This window comes from Bacteroidota bacterium (genome assembly GCA_041658205.1).
Lineage (GTDB): Bacteria > Bacteroidota > Ignavibacteria > UBA10030 > UBA8401 > UBA8401.
In genome coordinates, this window is sequence record JBBAAO010000001.1 from 2,104,545 (window position 1) to 2,121,930 (window position 17,386).

Genomic DNA, 17,386 nt, shown 5'->3' on the forward strand with positions numbered 1-17,386 from the left:
TTATCAATACCATCAATTCAATATCGCATCAGCCGGCATTCCGGATTTCAATTCACCATTCGCATTTTCCACTTCCAGTTTCACACCAAACACTAGTTTTGTCCGTTCATCTTTCGTCTGGACATTTCGTGGAGTAAACTCAGCAACCGGGGAAACATACACAACGGTTGCGGGATATTTCTTATCGGGGAACGTATCGATAACAACATTGGCTGTCGAACCTATCTTTACTTTTCCCAATTCTGTTTCATTGATGTAGATCATTAATTCCATTTTTTCCAAACGGGATATTCGTACGATGATTGTCCCCGTTCCGATTAGTTCACCCTCTTCCACCGGTTTATATGTAATGGTTCCAGAAACCGGAGCAATGATATAGGAATCAGCGATCTGTTTTTTAATCAGGTTTGCCTGAGCTTTAGCCTGATCCACTCGCGCCTTGGCGGCGTTTAACTCTTCCGTGCGTGCGAATCGTTGAAGTTTTTGAAAATTCTGTTTTGCAGAATTATACTGTGCTTGGGTTATGGTAAAACGTGATTCGGCGTCCTCATACTGTTTCTTTGATACTGCATTCGAAGAAAACAATTCTTTGATCCTTTCGAAATCAGATTTTGCGCTTCGAAAGCCGGATTCGGTTTGCCGTACGGTTTCTTCAGCGGACTGCAGATCTTCTCGACGGGCACCGTTCTTCAACAACTGAAACTGTGCTTCTGCCAGATCAATACCCGCTTGTGCCTGCTGCAATTGTAATTGTTGTGTTTCATTATCAATGATTGCCAACGTATCCCCTTTAATCACATTTGCACCTTCTTGAACTCTCAGGTGCAGCAACTGTCCTGCTACTCTCGAAGAGACATTCACCTCAACAGATTCCAATATTCCGCTTGATTCGATTACTCCTTTGTTATTTCCGCATCCGGGAATTATGAAATTCAACAAAGCGATAAAAAGAATGGAGCGTATCATGTTTAACATAGTGTCCTCATTACAGTATGGTAATTTCATAATTCAAAAATTCTTTTCGTGCATCCTCTGTCAACGCACCTTCAAAAATCACATGAAAGATAGTATGCATTGCCTCTTTTGGTGAGAACGCATGTTCTGCCAATACATCCGGCGTTAAGATATTCTGGAAACAGGCCGTCAGCATCATCACAATTACTTCATCATTGATATCCTTGCGAAACACATTTTCTTTTTTTGCTTGCCTGATCATTTCGACTACTTTACCGACAATTTTTTCCTGGCGAAATTTTTCTACCTCCACCCAAATAACAGGGGCGAACCGTTTCATATCCTGCTGAAATGATTTGCTCAATCGGCCGACAGTTTTCCCAATGAATAAAATCAGATCAGCCAAACGATGCACAAACGGTTTTTCCTGTTCAGTAATTCTTCGGACTTCGGATTCAACCCTCCGCATCATCATCCAAACGACCGCTTTTACCAGTTCTTCTTTGCTGGGGAAAAATTTGTACATCGTTTTTTTACTGATGCCTAGGTCTCCAGACAATTCATCAAGCGTCACCTTGTTAAAGCCTTTTAGAAAAAAACGATCTTTTGCTATTTCCAAAATTCTTTCTTTGGGCTCATTCTCTTTTGGTTGTACTATTTGTGGTATCATAATATTCTTTGGAAAACTTTTAAGTTATTTACAGTTTCCAGATTTACATACAAAAAACCGATGCTTTCATAGACAAACTACATGGAAACTTTAATCGTATTTTCCGTTTCCAAAATAGGAAAAAGAGATTATGTTGTCAAGAAAAAATTTAGGGTCACCAAACTTTTAATAACTCTCTTTTTTTGAAGGGAATTTAGCTGATTTTACGTCAGAAATATATGATTTGAACGCTGATCGGATTGTTTCAGAGAGATTTGCGTATTGCCGGACAAATCTTGGTTTGAATTGCTCATTCATTCCAAGCATATCATTTGTGACGAGGACTTGACCGTCACAACCGACACCTGCGCCAATGCCGATAGTTGAGCATGAGATGGAGTTTGTCACTTTTGCAGCAAGTGCATCAGGAATCTTTTCGAGAACTATGCCAAAGACCCCAGCTTTGTCAAGCAGCTTTGCATCTTCAATCAATTGTTTCGCCTCGGCTGTCTCTTTTGCGCGGACTTCATATGTACCAAATTTGTAGATCGATTGCGGCGTAAGTCCAAGATGGCCCATAACAGGAATTCCAATATCCACAAGCTGTTCTACCAAAGGAATAATTCGTTTACCACCTTCCATCTTCACCGCTTCCGCGCCCGATTCTTTCAGCAAGCGTCCGCAATTTCGAACAGCTTCTTTAATGTCCACTTGATACGACATAAACGGCATATCCGCAACGAGCATCGCACGTCGTACAGCACGGCGTACAACTTTAGTATGATAGATTATTTCATCCAGCGTTACCGGTATGGTCGTTTCCAATCCCTGAAACACATTCGCAACGGAATCTCCGACAAGAATAATGTCAATTCCTGCATCATCAAGCAAACGCGCCGTCGTATAATCATACGCTGTGAGCATTGCTACCTTCTCTCCTTTTTGTTTCATCGCAAGAACGGTCTTTGTTGTAATGCGTTTATAGTCGGAAGATTGTGTGCTCATACGCTCGCCTCAAATTGATTCTCAAAGTGAATGTTCATTGTTTCTTCAAAACCGCTGCGCAGTACGGATGCCGCTTCCTCAAATGTAATAGTCCTGTTGACTGCGGAAGAGAGGTCAATTGTTTTTGATTCGATATCGTGTACAATCTTTTCTTTTACTTCATTACTCTCTACATTTAATATTTCTGCAAGAAGCTTATGCTCTGTTCCCAGCAATATTGAACCATGCTGCAGAACAATTTCGCGAAGACCAGGAGTTGAAAACCTTCTCTGTGCGCTTCCAACCAATTTTTTTCCATTGATCTGAACTTCATATCGGGCAGAAGCGGAAAAACAGGGAATCGATTCTTGTTTCTTATAGAGCGACTGAAAATTTGGTTGTGAGGTTTCGTACGACACATCACGACAGATCTTCGATAATCCGGCAACCAACGCTTTACTAATGAGTGAATACGTTTCTGTGATCCCTTTCCCATCCGCAAACATCACCACAGAATAGGTCAGCTCATTTGCATGGAGTATCGCTCTTCCTCCTGTGGGCCGACGAACAATATCGAATCCATATTCCGCACATTTCTTTCCGTTGATATCGTTTTCCGATTGGTTATACCCGAGAGAGACTGCCCACGGTTTCCAACCATATAATCGGAGCGTCGGCAGAATTTCACCCCGCTGTAAACGAGAGGTAAGCTCAACATCAAAATCCATATTGTACTGACCGGAATGTAGACCGGAATTGATACATTGCCAATGCTGGTGGGATGAATTGTTCATTATCGACTATTCATCATCTGAAGAATGACGGCGAGCGGTAATAATACCGCGTTTTGAAGCAGCGATAAAGTCTAATACTTTTTGCACTTCGGGAATAACAGTCATCGACGATTTTATTTTTTCCACTCCCTGACTCACATTCAATTTTGAAAGGAATAAAATTCGATACGCTTCATTCAATGAGTCGATTGCTTCTCTCGTAAATCCCCTGCGCCGCAACCCGATAATATTCAATCGTTCAAACGTGACCGGCCAGCCACCTGCAATGATGTACGGAGGAATATCCTTTGGAACTCGGAAGTGTCCCCCTACCATCGTGTGTTCGCCGATATTCACGAATTGGTGAATGGCAGTGAGACCGCCGATAATGGCTGAATCCTGAATAGTAATGTGACCAGCCATTTGAACGGAATTAGCGATGATAACATTGTTGCCGATAACACAATCATGCGCTACATGAACATACGCCATTAATAAACAATTACTTCCAACAGACGATTTCAAATGTTGTTTTGTAGTGCCGCGATTGAGAGTGCAGAATTCGCGAATGGTAGTGTTGTCACCCATTTCAAAGAATGTCGGCTCATTCTTGTACGAAAGATCTTGTGGAGCCGTCGACACAACTGCTCCATTATGGATCTTGCAGTTTTTTCCGATACGGGCGCCGTTAGCGATAAGAGTGTGCGGTCCGATGTACGTTCCTTCCCCAATAATGACATCGTCTTCAATGATTGCATAAGGATCGACAATCACCCCGGAAGCAAGTTCTGCCTTACTGCTGACGATTGCGGTAGAATGAATTTGAGTCGCCATAAAAATATTAGGATTGTGGGATTTTTGGACGATCGACTATTGTCGCCATCATTTCAGCTTCGCAGACAAGTTGTCCGTCCACATACGCTTCACCGCGCATTGTGCAGACTTTGCTTCTGCGGTTGACCATGGTTAATTCATACACTAATTGATCACCGGGAACAACCTGTCTTCTGAATTTTGCATTGTTGATTCCCATGAACAATACAAGCCGATCGTTCGTATCCGAACCATCCAGTAACAATATTCCTCCCGTCTGTGCCATCCCTTCAATAATCAACACGCCGGGCATCACTGGTGCTCCGGGAAAATGTCCTTGAAAGAACTGCTCGTTCATTGTCACACTTTTTACACCGACACATCGCTCATTCAATTTAAATTCAACAATTTTATCGACAAGCAGGAATGGATACCGATGCGGAAGTATTCTCTGCAATGCGGCCACATCAAAAATGATCCCGTGTTTTTTCTCGTGCTGATATTTTTTAACAATTTTCTTCTGTTGATAAAGTTTGCGGACAATCTTCGCAAATTCAACATTCGCAGCATGACCAGGTCGAGCGGCAAGAATGTGTGCTTTTAGCGGTACACCGATTAACGCAAGATCGCCGACCATATCGAGCAGTTTATGACGCGCCGGTTCATTCTTAAAGCGGAGCGCTTTGTTGTTAATCGGTTGCCCGTGTCCACCTAAAAAAATCGATTCTTTAATTCCCAGTTTATCCGCAACTCGACGCAACTCCTCATCAGGAAGGTCTCTGTCTGCAATGACGATTGCATTATCTAATGAGCCCCCTTTAATCAATCCAGCTTCACGCAATTGTTCCACCTCGTGAAGGAAACAAAATGTTCGGCACATCGAAAATTCCGGTACGAATTCCTTTTCCAGATCGAAAATACCCGTGTGCTGACTTCCCAGTGCCGGATTGTTATAATCAACCATCACCGTCATACGAAAATCATCCGTCGGTAACGCAACAATGTGCACTCCGCGCTTCTCATCTTTATATTCGACCATCTGGTCAATAACAAGATAATCTTTCGGAGCATCCTGCATATCAAAACCGGCCTCTTGCAGCACATCAACGTACGGTTTTGCACTCCCATCTCCGATAGGTGGTTCAATTCCGTCGATATCAATAATGATATTATCAATCAGCAATCCAACAATTGCAGCAAGCACATGTTCCGTTGTGTGAACGCGGACATCTCCAATACCAAGCGTTGTGCCGCGCGCTACATCAACAACATGGTCAACATCCGCCGGTATTTCTGGGGATCCGCCAATATCCACACGGCGGAAACGAATTCCATAATTTTCGGGAGCGGGTCGGAATGTCATTGTGCACTGCGTTCCGGTATGCAGTCCAACACCAGACATGGAAACAGGTTTTTTAATTGTGCGTTGCTGAACTAACATCGAACCTCCTGCAATTAAATCTTGACGGCATTAAACCGACAAATCAATTTACGTATTACGTTTTGCCATTTCATTTTCCAAGGAATTGATTTTTTGTTTCAATTCCCGAATTTCTACAAGAATTTCCGGTAGCGAACGAGATGCTGCTTCAATCTTTCTCCATTTTGACGCTTCCTTTGCCGGATAACCGGAATATGTTTCACCCGGTTCATCTAACGCGCGAGTTGCTATTGATCCGCCGGCGACCTTTACATCATCTGCTGTGAACACATGTCCCGTAATTGCTACAGCGCCGCCGATCATATTTCTATTTCCGATTTTTGTACTCCCTGCAACGCCTGAAGAACCGGCAATCACCGTATCTTCTCCGACAATAACATTGTGAGCTATTTGAACCAAATTATCCAGCTTTGTTCCTCGTTTAATGCGAGTCTCACCAAGCGTTGCGCGATCGATACACGTATTTGCCTGGACCTCCACATCATCTTCCAGCACAACAATTCCCAGCTGAGGAATCTTTTGATACGTCTTATCTCTTTTCGGTGCAAAACCAAATCCATCGCCTCCAATCACTGCTCCAGGTTGAATGATGACTCGATTCCCAATGATGCATTCTTCGCGGATAGTAACATGAGGATAGAATAAACAGTTGTCACCAATCTTTACATCTCTACCGATAACAACATGCGGATGAATTGTCACACTGTTTCCGATGACACTATTCTCACCGATCACGACATACGGGCCAATGGAACAATTCTTTCCCACCGATGCAGAAGGATGAATAACTACTGTGGAATGAATGCCGTTGGGTACATCGATTTTTGCGGGAGCAAATTTTTCGATCGCGATAACAAATGATGAATACGGATCATCCAGTTTAATCAATGAGGGTGGTACTTTTGAAAACTTGGCAGGATCAAAACTGCGGTTGACAAGAATACATGATGCAGTAGTCATTTCTGCAAACTTCTCGTACTTTGGATGAGCGATGAATGCCAGCATTCCGGATCGGGCTTCTTCCACCTTTGCAACACCGGATATCCGTATTGTTCCATCACCAACAACTTCGCCATCCAGGAGTTTTGCTATTTCGTTGACTGTTATCATGCAAATAAAAACGAGTCCCGAAACATCAGGACTCGCTTATTTATTTTTGAAGTAATTTTGAAATCACTTTTTGGGTTAGATCGTGCTTTGCATTCGCAAAGAGAAGCATCGTGGAATTACTTCTGTCCACGACATAATCATACGATTCTTCGTCCGCAACGTCTTTTACTGCTTTAAAGATCTTTTCCTGAATCGGTTTCATCAGTTCGTTCTGCTTCGTGAACATTTCTCCGCTTGTTCCGAACTTTTGATTTCTGAAATCGACGATCTTTTTATCAAGATCCTGCAGCTCTTTCTCTACTTCCGCTCTGCGTTTGTCGGACATGATCAATTTACGTTTGTCATAATCCTCAACTTTCTTCTGCATATCAGAAGCCATCTGAGTCAGTTCCGTCTGCCATTGTTGAGCAAGACCGTCAATCTGCTTCTGCGCATCCTGTGCTTCAGGCAGCTGTTCCATCACCGTAGAAGAATTAATAAACGCGATCTTTGTCTGTGCATTTGAAAAAATTGCCATGCTAAGCAATCCAAACAACAAAACAGTCTTTTTCATATCGATCCTTTTTATGTTTATCCCGAGTTTAGTAGCGAATGTACATGGATATCAACTTTTCCAACGGGAGCTCCTTCAAATGCCGGAACATAAAATTCAAGAAAAATTACTTTCCGCCGCGTTTTAAAAAGATGAGAACGTCAGGCGTATAGTCATATTGCGGGTCTGCATATAACACCGGAACTTCTGTCGCTCTATCGAATACGAAAGATAATTTTTTATCTTTGGCTACTTTTTCGATCGCTTTGAATACTTTTTCCTGGATCGGTTTCATAATTTTTTCGCGTTGAACGGCAAGTTCCTGCTGTTTTTCCTGGCGGTATTGATTCAATTTCTGTTCGTCCTCAACAAGTTCTTTTTGTTTTGCTTGTTTTGACGATTCGTTCAACATATTGGATTGCTTTTGGTATTCTTCATATTTCGCCTGAAGAGCCTGCCCGCGTTTTTCGATCTCTTCCTGCCATCCTTTAAGAATCGATTCTAATTTTGCTTGTGAATCTTTTGCTTCCGGCAAATCTTTAATGATTGTTTCGGAATTCACATAACCAATTTTCAAAACCGACTGTTGTTGAGCAAACAGTGCCGTAGCAAACACGAATAGTACAAAGAAAAACTTTTTCACGATAACCTCTTTGATTGATAAAAATGAATTAATTAAAACAAAACTTTTTAGAACCCATATCAAAAATGAAACTATTGCCATTCTGAGCAAGCCTTGGATGTTTTTATACTAAGCGCAGCGAAGCCCCGTTGTTCGGGGTGCCGTGCGTTAAAAAGCATGTCGGCAAATCTGATACTATTTTCAGATTCTTCATCCCAATATCCTTCGCTCCGCTCAGGATTGCATCGGGATTCAGAATGACCGTTGTTTTGTGTTTTTGAGATGGCTTCTAGAATCCTCTTCCAAACTGGAAGTGGAATTTCCACCCTGCAGGACTTTTAATTCCTGCTGAGATATTATCATAACCGTAACCGTAATCAAATCCCAACAGTCCGATTGGATTGATCAACAAGCGAGCTCCCAATCCAGCAGAACGTTTCAGATCGAACATTTCGGACTTTGCCAAATTCTCCCAGGTGTTGCCAGCTTCCGCAAACGCAAGAAAGTAAATCGGAATTGGGTTAAGAGCAACATTAAATCGCAGCTCTACCGTGTGCTTGGCCATTGCATGTGCCGGAATGTACTGTCCATTCACATTCACAGGACCAATACTTCGATCTTCGTACCCGCGTAACGGTGTGGTCGCAATCTGTCCAAGTCCCGTTCCGCCCATGTAGAATGTTTCGATATACGGAATATAGGAATTTTTCTTGTAAGGAAAGATGGCTCCGTATTGCGAACCAAAAAACAATGCTACGCGTGAACTATTAAACACGGGGATATACCAATCAGCAGAAAAAATATGTTTGTTGTACTGCGCAGTTCCTGGAAGGATCGGCGATCCTGCAATTTCCGTAAAGAGTGAAATATTGCTTCCCTGTGTGGGGAACAACGGACTATTCACACTGTTGCGCTGAATAACCTGCGAAATACTAAACTGACTCGACGTTCCTTCTTGATAAAAATATGATGAGCCGACATTAAACACATCCAGTTTTTGGAAGCGGAAAGTCCAAGTGGCACTAAAATAGTCATCCGGAAATTTGAATCGACGTCCTACACTGATCGTTCCGCCGCGCTGATGGATAGAATAATAATAGTCTTGCTTGGTGTCGTACAAACTGAAACCAAACGAGGTCGGTGTATCATACACCCACGGTTCGCGGAATGATACTGAAAATGTTCTGTACCGCGACCCTTCACCAAACTGCCAATCGAAATTGAGTACTTGTCCGCCGCCGCCCGAGAACGGTTCAGTAATATCGAAATTATTGAAGGTTAAACCCAAAGCACCGGTAGCTCCAAATGCGCCACTGTAACCGACGGAGGCATTAAATGTATCGCTCGATTTTTCTTCTACATCCAACACAATATCAACATTCTTGTCATCAACAAATTTCGTGTCCGGTTTTATTTTTTCCGGATTAAAATAGTTCAGAACCGATAATTGACGGATACTGCGGATGATATTCGAACGGCTGAAATAATCTCCCGGACGAACGTACAGTTCGCGGCGTATCACCCTCTCCTGTGTTTTCGAATTTCCGCGGATTTCGACCCCGGAGATCTTAAATTGGTTACGCTCCCGAACACGAATTGTGATATCAATTTCATTCTCACTAACTTTTTGTTCTTCCGGTTCGATTTGAACGGTCAAATACCCATTGTCAAAATAGAGAGATGCAACATCTGATTGGTCTTGGTTTCCACGAAGATTCTGTTCAAACTTTTCCATGTCGTATACTTCGCCGGACTGAAAACCGAGACGTTGATCCAACGCTTCGGTCTTAAAAACAGTGTTCCCATCCCATTTAATGTTGCGAATCTTATATTGCGGGCCTTCAAAAACGAATAATTTCAAAATGATATCTTCCTTATCGTCGCTGAACGAAACAGAATCGGAGATCAATTCAGCATCACGGAAACCATTCTTCTTATAAAAATCAACAAGCTTTTTCTTCGCTTCCTCGTATTTTTTCTTCTCTAATTTTCCAGTGCGCCAAAATTTCCACCATGCTGTTGTGTGCACATCCGGCAGTTCGCTTTCAAGATCGCTGTCGTCAAAATGTTTATTACCGAAAAATTGTACCTCACGAACACGGGCATCGCTTCCTTCCGTTATTGTCAACTTCAAAATCTTTCGACCTTTTGATATGGAATCTGTTGCATCGATCAGTTCTCCATCGACCTTTGCATGTAAATATCCCTCCTCCTCGTATGCTTTTTTAATAATCTTGGAGACTTTATTGATTTCTTGCGGGGAAATAATCTGACCTTTGGTGAGATTAATCTTTTTATCAAGATCATCTGCATCAAGTTCTTCGTTGCCGACATATTCCACTTTTTCTAAGCGCGGAAATTCTTCCACCACAATCAACAGATATACTCCGTCATTGACGATATTCTCAGACTGGATATCGACATTGGCAAAAATTTTCAGATTCCATAACCGCAGAATCGAATTTCGGGTTTGTTCGCCGGGAATCGTAATTTCATCGCCGATTTTCAAACCTGAATTTCCTATGATGGCCGCCGGTTCCGCAAGCTTATTGCCCGCTACACTGATACCGAGAATTTTATACTGTTTTTGCTGCGGTCCCTGCTGTGCAAACAACATTCCGACGACGCAGAGAAGCGCAATACTTATTTGTTTTATTGTCATTGTAATTCGATTAGATTCCAGAAACACTTTTTAACAGCCGCCGCACGTAGTTTTTAGAAGAAGATTTCGATGGGGCCCCAATTTGTTCACTCACTTTACCGAACCGACGTTCACGGGTTTGAAACGACTCGATGGCTGCATATAACTGATTGCGACGAAAGTCCGGCCATAGTACTTCGGTAACGTACATTTCTGAATATGCTAACTGCCAAAGAAGAAAATTACTGATCCGAAGCTCACCGCTTGTCCGTATCAACAGATCCGGGTCGGGAATATTTTTCGTTGCTAAATTAAGAGCCACCACTTCATCAGTAATCGATTCCGGTGAGAGTTTTCCTTCTTTCACTTGTTCCGCTATTCGTCGCACACTGTTCGTGATATCCCATCGTCCGCTGTAGCTTAATGCAAGAATCAGGGTCAGGCCGGTATTATTCTTCGTCAATTCAATTGCATCAAGAAATTCATCTTGAGCATCCTGCGGCAATGATGCAAAATCGCCGATTGTTTTTACACGCACATTGTTATTATGTAGTCGGTCCCGTTCATCACGTAGAGAACTAACCAACAACCGCATTAATATAGAAACTTCATCTTTGGGACGATTCCAATTTTCAGTGGAAAAAGTATATAACGTAAGATATTTAACACCAAGTTGACCGCATGTTTCAACGATATCTCTAACGGAATTGACCCCTTCGTGATGCCCAGCCACACGCGGAAGCGCACGCTTCTTTGCCCATCTTCCGTTCCCATCCATAATCACAGCAATGTGTTGTGGTATGTGACCGTTTTTTTGCAGACGTTCTTGCAGTTTTTTATCCTGGCTCGCCGGACGAGCCATACCTTTAGCCAAGGAAAAACTCCGAAATTGTTTAAAAAAAGGACGCACCACATGGTACGTTTCAAAAACCATGTAAAGATACTCTTTTATAGAGAGATAATCAACGGATTTAGACGGTTTTGAAGCAGGGAAGTTCCTCACTATATTGATTTACTATGAAATCTGAATATCCGGTTGTCGTGATTGGCGGAGGTGCTGCTGGAATGATTGCAGCATGGCGTGCTGCATCTCTGGGTGCTCGCATTATCCTGCTGGAAAAAAATACGAAACCCGGAATTAAAATCCTTATTTCCGGTGGAGGTAAATGTAATATTACTAACGGAAGAGATATCCAATCAATGTTGCGGCAGTTCCAAACGAACGAATCCCGCTTTCTGAAATACTCATTCCACACATTCACCAACGAAGACCTTCTTGAACTTCTTCATCATGAAGGAGTAGAAACCTATACGCGAGAGGATAATAAAGTATTTCCAAAAAGCCATGATGCGGAAGATGTTGTGAATGCCCTTCGCGCAATGATGGATAAGGTCAATGTTGAACTTCGACTCCAGTCTCCTGCCAAGGAGATTTTTAAGAATAGTGATGGAACATTCAACATAAAAACCAATAGAGAGATCATTAAAGCATCAAAAGTGATTATTGCAACCGGGGGTTCATCGTATCAAAAAACGGGTACGACTGGTGATGGATTTCGATGGATGGAAAAATTAGGACACACGATTGTCCCTATCCGTCCTGCACTTACCCCAATTCTTCTTCATCCTTCCCCTCCATCGTTGTGGCAAGGAACTCCTATCCGCGATTGCAAACTCATGGCAATCAGTCAAAACAAAATTATTTCAGAATGGAAGGGTGACGTTCTTCTCACACACTTTGGCATCTCCGGACCTGCAACATTGGAAGTAAGTAGAAATGCATATCTAGCGTTTGAACTAGGACAACAAGTGGAAATGTGTGTTGATTTTTATCCCGAGATAACGCTTGAGCAAATGGATGAGCGATTCATTCGAGAGATCTCTTCCAATCCCTCCCGCAGCATTTTAACACTTATCGAACAGTTAGTTCCTCAAAAACTTGCCGAATATATTTTAGTCGAAGTAAAAATCACTTTCGCAAAAAAATTACATCAGCTTTCAAAAGCAGAACGAAAAGAAATCGTAAAAGTGCTAAAGCGTTTTTCCGTTGGGAAAGTGAAGGACATTCCTCTGGATCGCGGTGAAGTCACTGCCGGAGGTGTTGCTTTAAATGAAGTTGATCCTACAACAATGCAATCCAAAATCGCAAAAGGGCTCTATTTGTGCGGTGAAATACTGGATATTGCCGGTCCTGTGGGAGGTTATAATTTGCAAGCAGCATTTTCTACAGGAGTTGTAGCTGGAAACCATGCGGGGAACAGTGCGGTTATTATCGATGAGTCGCAGGAATAACAAATTTTAATGCAGTATGGGTTTCGGAAAATCCAACGACCTTCACATCAACTAGTCCACATTTTTTACCGACAGCCATCACTTCAACATCCTTTATCGTCGCAGACTTACCTTTCAATGATACAACCCATATTCCGCCGTTTGATGTAAGGTATTTTTTTAGCGAAGAAAGTCTTTGTACTTCATCGGAAGAGTTTGCCTCATAAAAAATAAGATCCGATTTTTTAGTTGTTTTTCCGATCGCAACGTTGACCACTCGTTTTTTCAATTCTTCAATAAATGATTTGTCGGTCACATTAACGACAGATATTTTTGCATCTCGCTTCACACCGAGTTTATCAAATACCGTTTTTGGATTTTTGATCTTCTCCAGCCATTTTTCCGCTTTTAATCCGAGAACTATTTGGATCGGTATTTGTCCAAAAGAAAAACGAAGCACGCCGTCGGCCGCAGCAATCGTTTTAATTTGATTGAACGGAATCCTCATTCGTTCCTTGCCGTGGATAATCACCTCGCTTGATTCGAGGAGCACTTTCCCTTCCATAGAATTTTTTCCAATTGTAATTTTTGTTTTGGCTTCTAATCCCATAATCACGAATGATGTAATAATTTTTTCAGTGACAAAACGTGTAACAAATATGCAATCGGCACGAGCACACCCGGGAGCAGATTGAACGGCGTATAACTTATGATGAAGTTTGGGATGTTGGTTTGGATCACTTCAATACCTGGAACGGCTAAAATTCCATGTACAACAACATTGGTCACGAGAATTAACCCTGCCATATTCCAAAGTATCAGTCCCGATTTATTCATCGTCCCTTTTGTGTAGAGATACCCAACGACTGGAGCCGATATACCGACAAGGATATCGAAATTTCTCCCTTCAAAACTCATGACACTTGGAAGTATTTGGCGATCTGCTAACTGCCAGAGTATCAATTCAACAAATATTCTAAAGGATTGCATTACCGTGAGAAATCTCAAATCGAATTCTTTTGCAATTGCCTCTCCTTTTTGAGAGAAAGCTAGATACAAAATGAAGAGAAAATTTGGGACAACAACGATCATGATTTTCGGAGGGATCTGTCCGAGACCGACAGCAAAGAAACCAAACGAACCGGCTACATATTGCAAAAAGAACCAGAGGGTAAATCCGTATACATACGAATTTTTTTCGGGAAACGTTTTCCTCAATTTGCGGGAACAAAGAACAATAACCACCAGGACCAAGCAAAGGAACGAATAGTAAAGAAACATCGGTGTGTCCGGATGCATATTTTCTCCGTCGTTTTTTTGAATGATAGCGAAAGATTGAATACCGATCAACGAATTCTTGCTAATGCATACAATTCACATTATCTTTATAACGATAATAATGTCGGACCACAGGTAGTCCGACATTTCATTTTTGAGAAACCCCTTACCCTCATGTTCAAAAAGATCTGTATCGGAATACTTGGCGGCGGCCAACTGGCAAAGATGTCGACATTGGCTGCATCCCGCCTTGGCTTTGAAGTTGCCATCATGGAGAAGGAAATGCGCTCCCCTGCCGGTCAATTAACCCACAATGAATCGATCGGCTGGGTGGATGATGAATTAGTGATGAAATCGTTCATCCATCACTGCGACGTTGTAACCTTAGAGAATGAATTTGTAGACCACCATAGAATTGAGTTTTTTGAACAGCTCGGCAAAAGAGTTTTCCCATCTTCCACAACAATCGGACTTATTCAAGATAAACTGCTTCAGAAAAAAACTCTCAAAAAGAATAAGATCCCTGTTCCTGAATTCCTGGAAGTGAGGGAGAAACAAACGTTTCAAGAGATTTCGGCAAAACTCGGCGTTCCGTTCATTTTAAAGTCACGCAAAATGGGATATGATGGATACGGAAATGCAGTTGTTCATGACGAGAAAGAATTCCATGCTGGGGTAAAGCATCTCTCCAACCGCCATAATAATTTAATGGCGGAATCGTTTGTGGATTTTTCGATGGAACTGGCGGTGATGGTGGCACGAACGGTACATGAAATTAAAACATATCCTGTTGTTCAAACGATTCAAAAAAATCATATTTGCCACACTGTGATTGCACCGGCTCAGATCCCAAAACATATCGCACAACATGCAGAAGAAATAGCCATCGCTTCGGTAAAAGCGGTCAAAGGATTCGGAATTTTCGGCGTGGAAATGTTCCTGGGAAATGATTCATCAATTATCGTAAATGAAATGGCGCCTCGTCCCCACAATTCAGGTCATTACACAATTGAAGCATGCGTTACTTCCCAATTTGAGAATCATATTCGATCCGTATTGGAATTACCGCTCGGCTCTACGGAGATGTTAAAACCACACGCTGTCATGATCAATCTGTTAGGGAAAATGCATCCTCAACATTCGCAGGAGATGTATCGGGTGGCCTTGGAGCATCCAAATGCTCATTTGCATGTGTATGGTAAAGAAAGTTCGCGAGTCGGAAGAAAGATGGGACACGTCACTATCGTCGGCGATAATTTAGCGAAGATCCTCAAAGAAGCGACAGCGATTGAAGCGAAGATTAGTTTATAAAACACTGATGACACTGAATAAACGGATCCACTCGGAAAGAACAAAAAATTAACCCCTAAGAATTTAACGTATGAAAAAACCAATCGTCGGAATAATCATGGGAAGTGATTCCGATCTTCCTACTATGCAGGAAGCAGCAGTCATTCTTGAAGAATTCGGAATTGCGTTTGAAATGAAAATCACTTCGGCACACCGTACACCAAATTTTATGGCTTCTTATTCCTCATCAGCATTGCGCCGAGGGATCAAAATCATCATTGCGGGAGCCGGCGGAGCAGCACATTTGCCGGGAATGTCGGCATCACACACTCCCTTGCCGGTGATTGGTGTACCGATTAAAACGAAGTCATTGAATGGTTTGGATTCGCTACTTTCCATCGCACAAATGCCCGGTGGAGTTCCTGTGGCAACAGTAGCAATCGGCAGTGGAAAAAACGCAGGATTACTTGCAGTTCAAATGCTTGGCATCAGCGACAAAAAATTGATGAAGAAGATGATTGAGTATAAAAAGAGGTTGGAGAAAGAGTCGTTGGGAAAAAATAAACATTTGAATAGAGAGTAATCAGTAGTCAGATTTCAGATCTCGTCTGATTACTCGTATCAGTTCTCTAGAAACGGTCTCAAGAATGAATTTTATTGTCATTCCGAACGAAGTGAGGAATCTCGTTTTTATAATTGAAGACAAAAACGAGATTTCTCGATGCTTCGCATCTCGAAATGACAATGATTTGGTATTTTTGAGAACACTTCTAGTTACTTTTTCCCGTACATAAACACCAGTGGCCGCCAGACACGTTTTGACCAATAATATTCATTGTGTGTCCCTTTTGCATCAAGCGTATATTCAAGATCCTTTCCTTTTTTGAATCCTTTTGATTTAAGAATTTCCACCATTCGTTTATACCCGCCCACAAGTTCTTTCTCACGTCCACCGCAATCGAGATAAACCTTTACGTTTTTTTTGTGTCCGGAATACGCTTTGATCTCTTTCAATGTTTTTTCATCATCATACCAAAATGCCGATGAGACACAACCAGCCATTCCAAACACGTCTTGACGTTTCCAAACAAATAAAAGAGATGATAGTCCTCCTAACGATGAGCCGATAATCCCAGTGTGCTCTTTTCCCGGTTTTGTCCGGTACGTGGAATCGATCATCGGTTTTACGACATTGATAACGAAATTCATATACGCAGTACCAAGTGGAGTGTCCGAATATTCAGGTAGCCGGTCCGGACTATTATAGATCCCCACGATAATGATCTCTTCGATTTTTTTCAATTTTATAAGACTGTCGGCAACTTCATCTACACGCCAATCGTAACCGGTAAATGCAGTGGAAGGATCAAAGATGTTTTGTCCATCATGCATGTATAGCACGGGGTAATTTTTTTTCGGGTTCTTTTCGTATGATGGTGGAAGCCAGACAATAACGTCACGTTTATGATTAAGTCCATCGCCCGAAAGTTGCCGATGGTATTCCACTTTTCCGCGAATTGTTTGTTCAGGCTTTTTAGGAAGTAAATACCGTTTCCAGAATAATGGTCGAAGAATCACTATCGTATCTTTCGTTACGTCAATTAATGTGTTCGGCGGAACTCTGCCGCTGTCAAATATTGCTTCTGTATCCCATGAACCGGCAGTGATTTTAAACTGCAACACCGTTCCACTGTCAATCGATGTTTTGATGTTCCATATTGAATCGGAAATCTTATTCAACGCGACAGCGGCGGGGTTCCAAAATCCTATCTCAGATCTGTTCCCAACGATATACACTGTTTGAGTGGAATCCCTTGCACCTTTTTGCAGCTCAACAACAACCGTCACGTTCATCTTTTGTGAAATTGCAAGATGAACAAACAGCGTCAAAAGTAAACCGAATATTCTCATAGATGTTTTGCTGTGTGACAATGAAATGATAGGAAAATATTTCCCGTTATCCAAAAATAAAAATCCGCCCTACAGGACATAGGGCGGATTTTCGTAAGCTGATGCAGTATTAAATTA

At 42.0% G+C, this 17,386-nt stretch carries 17 protein-coding genes; 3 read left to right on the forward strand and 14 right to left on the reverse strand.

Going from position 1 to position 17,386, the window contains the following annotated elements:
* Positions 1 to 12 precede the first annotated feature (12 nt).
* From WDA22_08725 to WDA22_08775, 11 genes are all read right to left on the reverse strand, one after another.
* Entirely contained in the window at positions 13 to 975 is a 963-nt protein-coding gene (locus WDA22_08725; protein ID MFA5833548.1) for an efflux RND transporter periplasmic adaptor subunit, read from the reverse strand.
* A gap of 10 nt (positions 976 to 985) precedes the next feature.
* Complete coding sequence (locus tag WDA22_08730; GenBank protein ID MFA5833549.1) at positions 986 to 1,624, reverse strand: TetR/AcrR family transcriptional regulator; 639 nt, start codon at positions 1,622 to 1,624, stop codon at positions 986 to 988.
* A 165-nt stretch (positions 1,625 to 1,789) separates the two neighbouring features.
* On the reverse strand, positions 1,790 to 2,608 hold the full coding sequence (gene panB / locus WDA22_08735; protein ID MFA5833550.1) for a 3-methyl-2-oxobutanoate hydroxymethyltransferase: 819 nt from the start codon (positions 2,606 to 2,608) through the stop codon (positions 1,790 to 1,792).
* Positions 2,605 to 3,381: a lipoate--protein ligase family protein gene (locus tag WDA22_08740; GenBank protein ID MFA5833551.1), complete on the reverse strand. Its 777-nt coding sequence runs from the start codon at positions 3,379 to 3,381 to the stop codon at positions 2,605 to 2,607. Before WDA22_08740 ends, panB begins: the two co-directional genes overlap by 4 nt.
* 6 nt (positions 3,382 to 3,387) lie before the next feature.
* A complete protein-coding gene (lpxA, locus tag WDA22_08745) occupies positions 3,388 to 4,194 on the reverse strand; it encodes an acyl-ACP--UDP-N-acetylglucosamine O-acyltransferase (protein ID MFA5833552.1) in 807 nt (268 codons plus the stop codon).
* Positions 4,195 to 4,201: 7 nt separating this feature from the next.
* Positions 4,202 to 5,614: a bifunctional UDP-3-O-[3-hydroxymyristoyl] N-acetylglucosamine deacetylase/3-hydroxyacyl-ACP dehydratase gene (locus WDA22_08750; GenBank protein ID MFA5833553.1), complete on the reverse strand. Its 1,413-nt coding sequence runs from the start codon at positions 5,612 to 5,614 to the stop codon at positions 4,202 to 4,204.
* 48 nt (positions 5,615 to 5,662) lie between these two features.
* Positions 5,663 to 6,724 (reverse strand): UDP-3-O-(3-hydroxymyristoyl)glucosamine N-acyltransferase, encoded by a 1,062-nt coding sequence (gene lpxD, locus WDA22_08755; GenBank protein MFA5833554.1) that lies wholly within the window; start codon positions 6,722 to 6,724, stop codon positions 5,663 to 5,665.
* A 40-nt stretch (positions 6,725 to 6,764) separates the two neighbouring features.
* Positions 6,765 to 7,277 carry an OmpH family outer membrane protein gene (locus WDA22_08760; GenBank protein MFA5833555.1) on the reverse strand — a complete coding sequence of 171 codons (513 nt, stop codon included), beginning with the start codon at positions 7,275 to 7,277 and terminating at the stop codon, positions 6,765 to 6,767.
* A 106-nt stretch (positions 7,278 to 7,383) separates the two neighbouring features.
* Complete coding sequence (locus tag WDA22_08765) at positions 7,384 to 7,899, reverse strand: OmpH family outer membrane protein (GenBank protein MFA5833556.1); 516 nt, start codon at positions 7,897 to 7,899, stop codon at positions 7,384 to 7,386.
* A 268-nt stretch (positions 7,900 to 8,167) separates the two neighbouring features.
* The gene (bamA, locus tag WDA22_08770) at positions 8,168 to 10,540 is read right to left on the reverse strand and encodes an outer membrane protein assembly factor BamA (protein MFA5833557.1); all 2,373 of its coding nucleotides are present in this window, start codon (positions 10,538 to 10,540) and stop codon (positions 8,168 to 8,170) included.
* Between the two features lie 10 nt (positions 10,541 to 10,550).
* A complete protein-coding gene (locus WDA22_08775) occupies positions 10,551 to 11,393 on the reverse strand; it encodes an isoprenyl transferase (GenBank protein MFA5833558.1) in 843 nt (280 codons plus the stop codon).
* Between the two features lie 143 nt (positions 11,394 to 11,536).
* Here WDA22_08775 and WDA22_08780 point away from each other — a divergent pair, with 143 nt between their 5' ends.
* Complete coding sequence (locus WDA22_08780) at positions 11,537 to 12,811, forward strand: NAD(P)/FAD-dependent oxidoreductase (GenBank protein MFA5833559.1); 1,275 nt, start codon at positions 11,537 to 11,539, stop codon at positions 12,809 to 12,811.
* Here the strand turns inward: WDA22_08780 and WDA22_08785 are convergent.
* Positions 12,789 to 13,400: a hypothetical protein gene (locus WDA22_08785; protein ID MFA5833560.1), complete on the reverse strand. Its 612-nt coding sequence runs from the start codon at positions 13,398 to 13,400 to the stop codon at positions 12,789 to 12,791. The genes WDA22_08780 and WDA22_08785 overlap by 23 nt on opposite strands.
* Positions 13,401 to 13,402: 2 nt before the next feature.
* Positions 13,403 to 14,089: a hypothetical protein gene (locus WDA22_08790; GenBank protein MFA5833561.1), complete on the reverse strand. Its 687-nt coding sequence runs from the start codon at positions 14,087 to 14,089 to the stop codon at positions 13,403 to 13,405.
* Between WDA22_08790 and WDA22_08795 the strand changes: the two genes are divergently transcribed.
* Positions 14,084 to 15,379: a 5-(carboxyamino)imidazole ribonucleotide synthase gene (locus WDA22_08795; protein ID MFA5833562.1), complete on the forward strand. Its 1,296-nt coding sequence runs from the start codon at positions 14,084 to 14,086 to the stop codon at positions 15,377 to 15,379. The two genes, WDA22_08790 and WDA22_08795, sit on opposite strands and share 6 nt — an antisense overlap.
* Before the next feature lie 70 nt (positions 15,380 to 15,449).
* Positions 15,450 to 15,941, forward strand: coding sequence for a 5-(carboxyamino)imidazole ribonucleotide mutase (gene purE / locus WDA22_08800; GenBank protein ID MFA5833563.1), 492 nt, complete (start codon positions 15,450 to 15,452; stop codon positions 15,939 to 15,941).
* A 191-nt stretch (positions 15,942 to 16,132) separates the two neighbouring features.
* Here the strand turns inward: purE and WDA22_08805 are convergent, their stop codons facing one another.
* Positions 16,133 to 17,269 (reverse strand): alpha/beta hydrolase-fold protein, encoded by a 1,137-nt coding sequence (locus tag WDA22_08805; GenBank protein ID MFA5833564.1) that lies wholly within the window; start codon positions 17,267 to 17,269, stop codon positions 16,133 to 16,135.
* Between the last annotated feature and the right edge of the window lie 117 nt (positions 17,270 to 17,386).

Bases quoted from the DNA above. Each gene is read 5' to 3' on its own strand.
- WDA22_08725 (MFA5833548.1), bottom strand. From the start codon at position 975: ATGTTAAACATGATACGCTCCATTCTTTTTATCGCTTTGTTGAATTTC.
- WDA22_08730 (MFA5833549.1), bottom strand. From the start codon at position 1,624: ATGATACCACAAATAGTACAACCAAAAGAGAATGAGCCCAAAGAAAGA.
- panB (MFA5833550.1), bottom strand. From the start codon at position 2,608: ATGAGCACACAATCTTCCGACTATAAACGCATTACAACAAAGACCGTT.
- WDA22_08740 (MFA5833551.1), bottom strand. From the start codon at position 3,381: ATGAACAATTCATCCCACCAGCATTGGCAATGTATCAATTCCGGTCTA.
- lpxA (MFA5833552.1), bottom strand. From the start codon at position 4,194: ATGGCGACTCAAATTCATTCTACCGCAATCGTCAGCAGTAAGGCAGAA.
- WDA22_08750 (MFA5833553.1), bottom strand. From the start codon at position 5,614: ATGTTAGTTCAGCAACGCACAATTAAAAAACCTGTTTCCATGTCTGGT.
- lpxD (MFA5833554.1), bottom strand. From the start codon at position 6,724: ATGATAACAGTCAACGAAATAGCAAAACTCCTGGATGGCGAAGTTGTT.
- WDA22_08760 (MFA5833555.1), bottom strand. From the start codon at position 7,277: ATGAAAAAGACTGTTTTGTTGTTTGGATTGCTTAGCATGGCAATTTTT.
- bamA (MFA5833557.1), bottom strand. From the start codon at position 10,540: ATGACAATAAAACAAATAAGTATTGCGCTTCTCTGCGTCGTCGGAATG.
- WDA22_08780 (MFA5833559.1), top strand. From the start codon at position 11,537: ATGAAATCTGAATATCCGGTTGTCGTGATTGGCGGAGGTGCTGCTGGA.
- WDA22_08785 (MFA5833560.1), bottom strand. From the start codon at position 13,400: ATGGGATTAGAAGCCAAAACAAAAATTACAATTGGAAAAAATTCTATG.
- WDA22_08795 (MFA5833562.1), top strand. From the start codon at position 14,084: ATGCATATTTTCTCCGTCGTTTTTTTGAATGATAGCGAAAGATTGAAT.
- WDA22_08790 (MFA5833561.1), bottom strand. From the start codon at position 14,089: ATGCATCCGGACACACCGATGTTTCTTTACTATTCGTTCCTTTGCTTG.
- purE (MFA5833563.1), top strand. From the start codon at position 15,450: ATGAAAAAACCAATCGTCGGAATAATCATGGGAAGTGATTCCGATCTT.
- WDA22_08805 (MFA5833564.1), bottom strand. From the start codon at position 17,269: ATGAGAATATTCGGTTTACTTTTGACGCTGTTTGTTCATCTTGCAATT.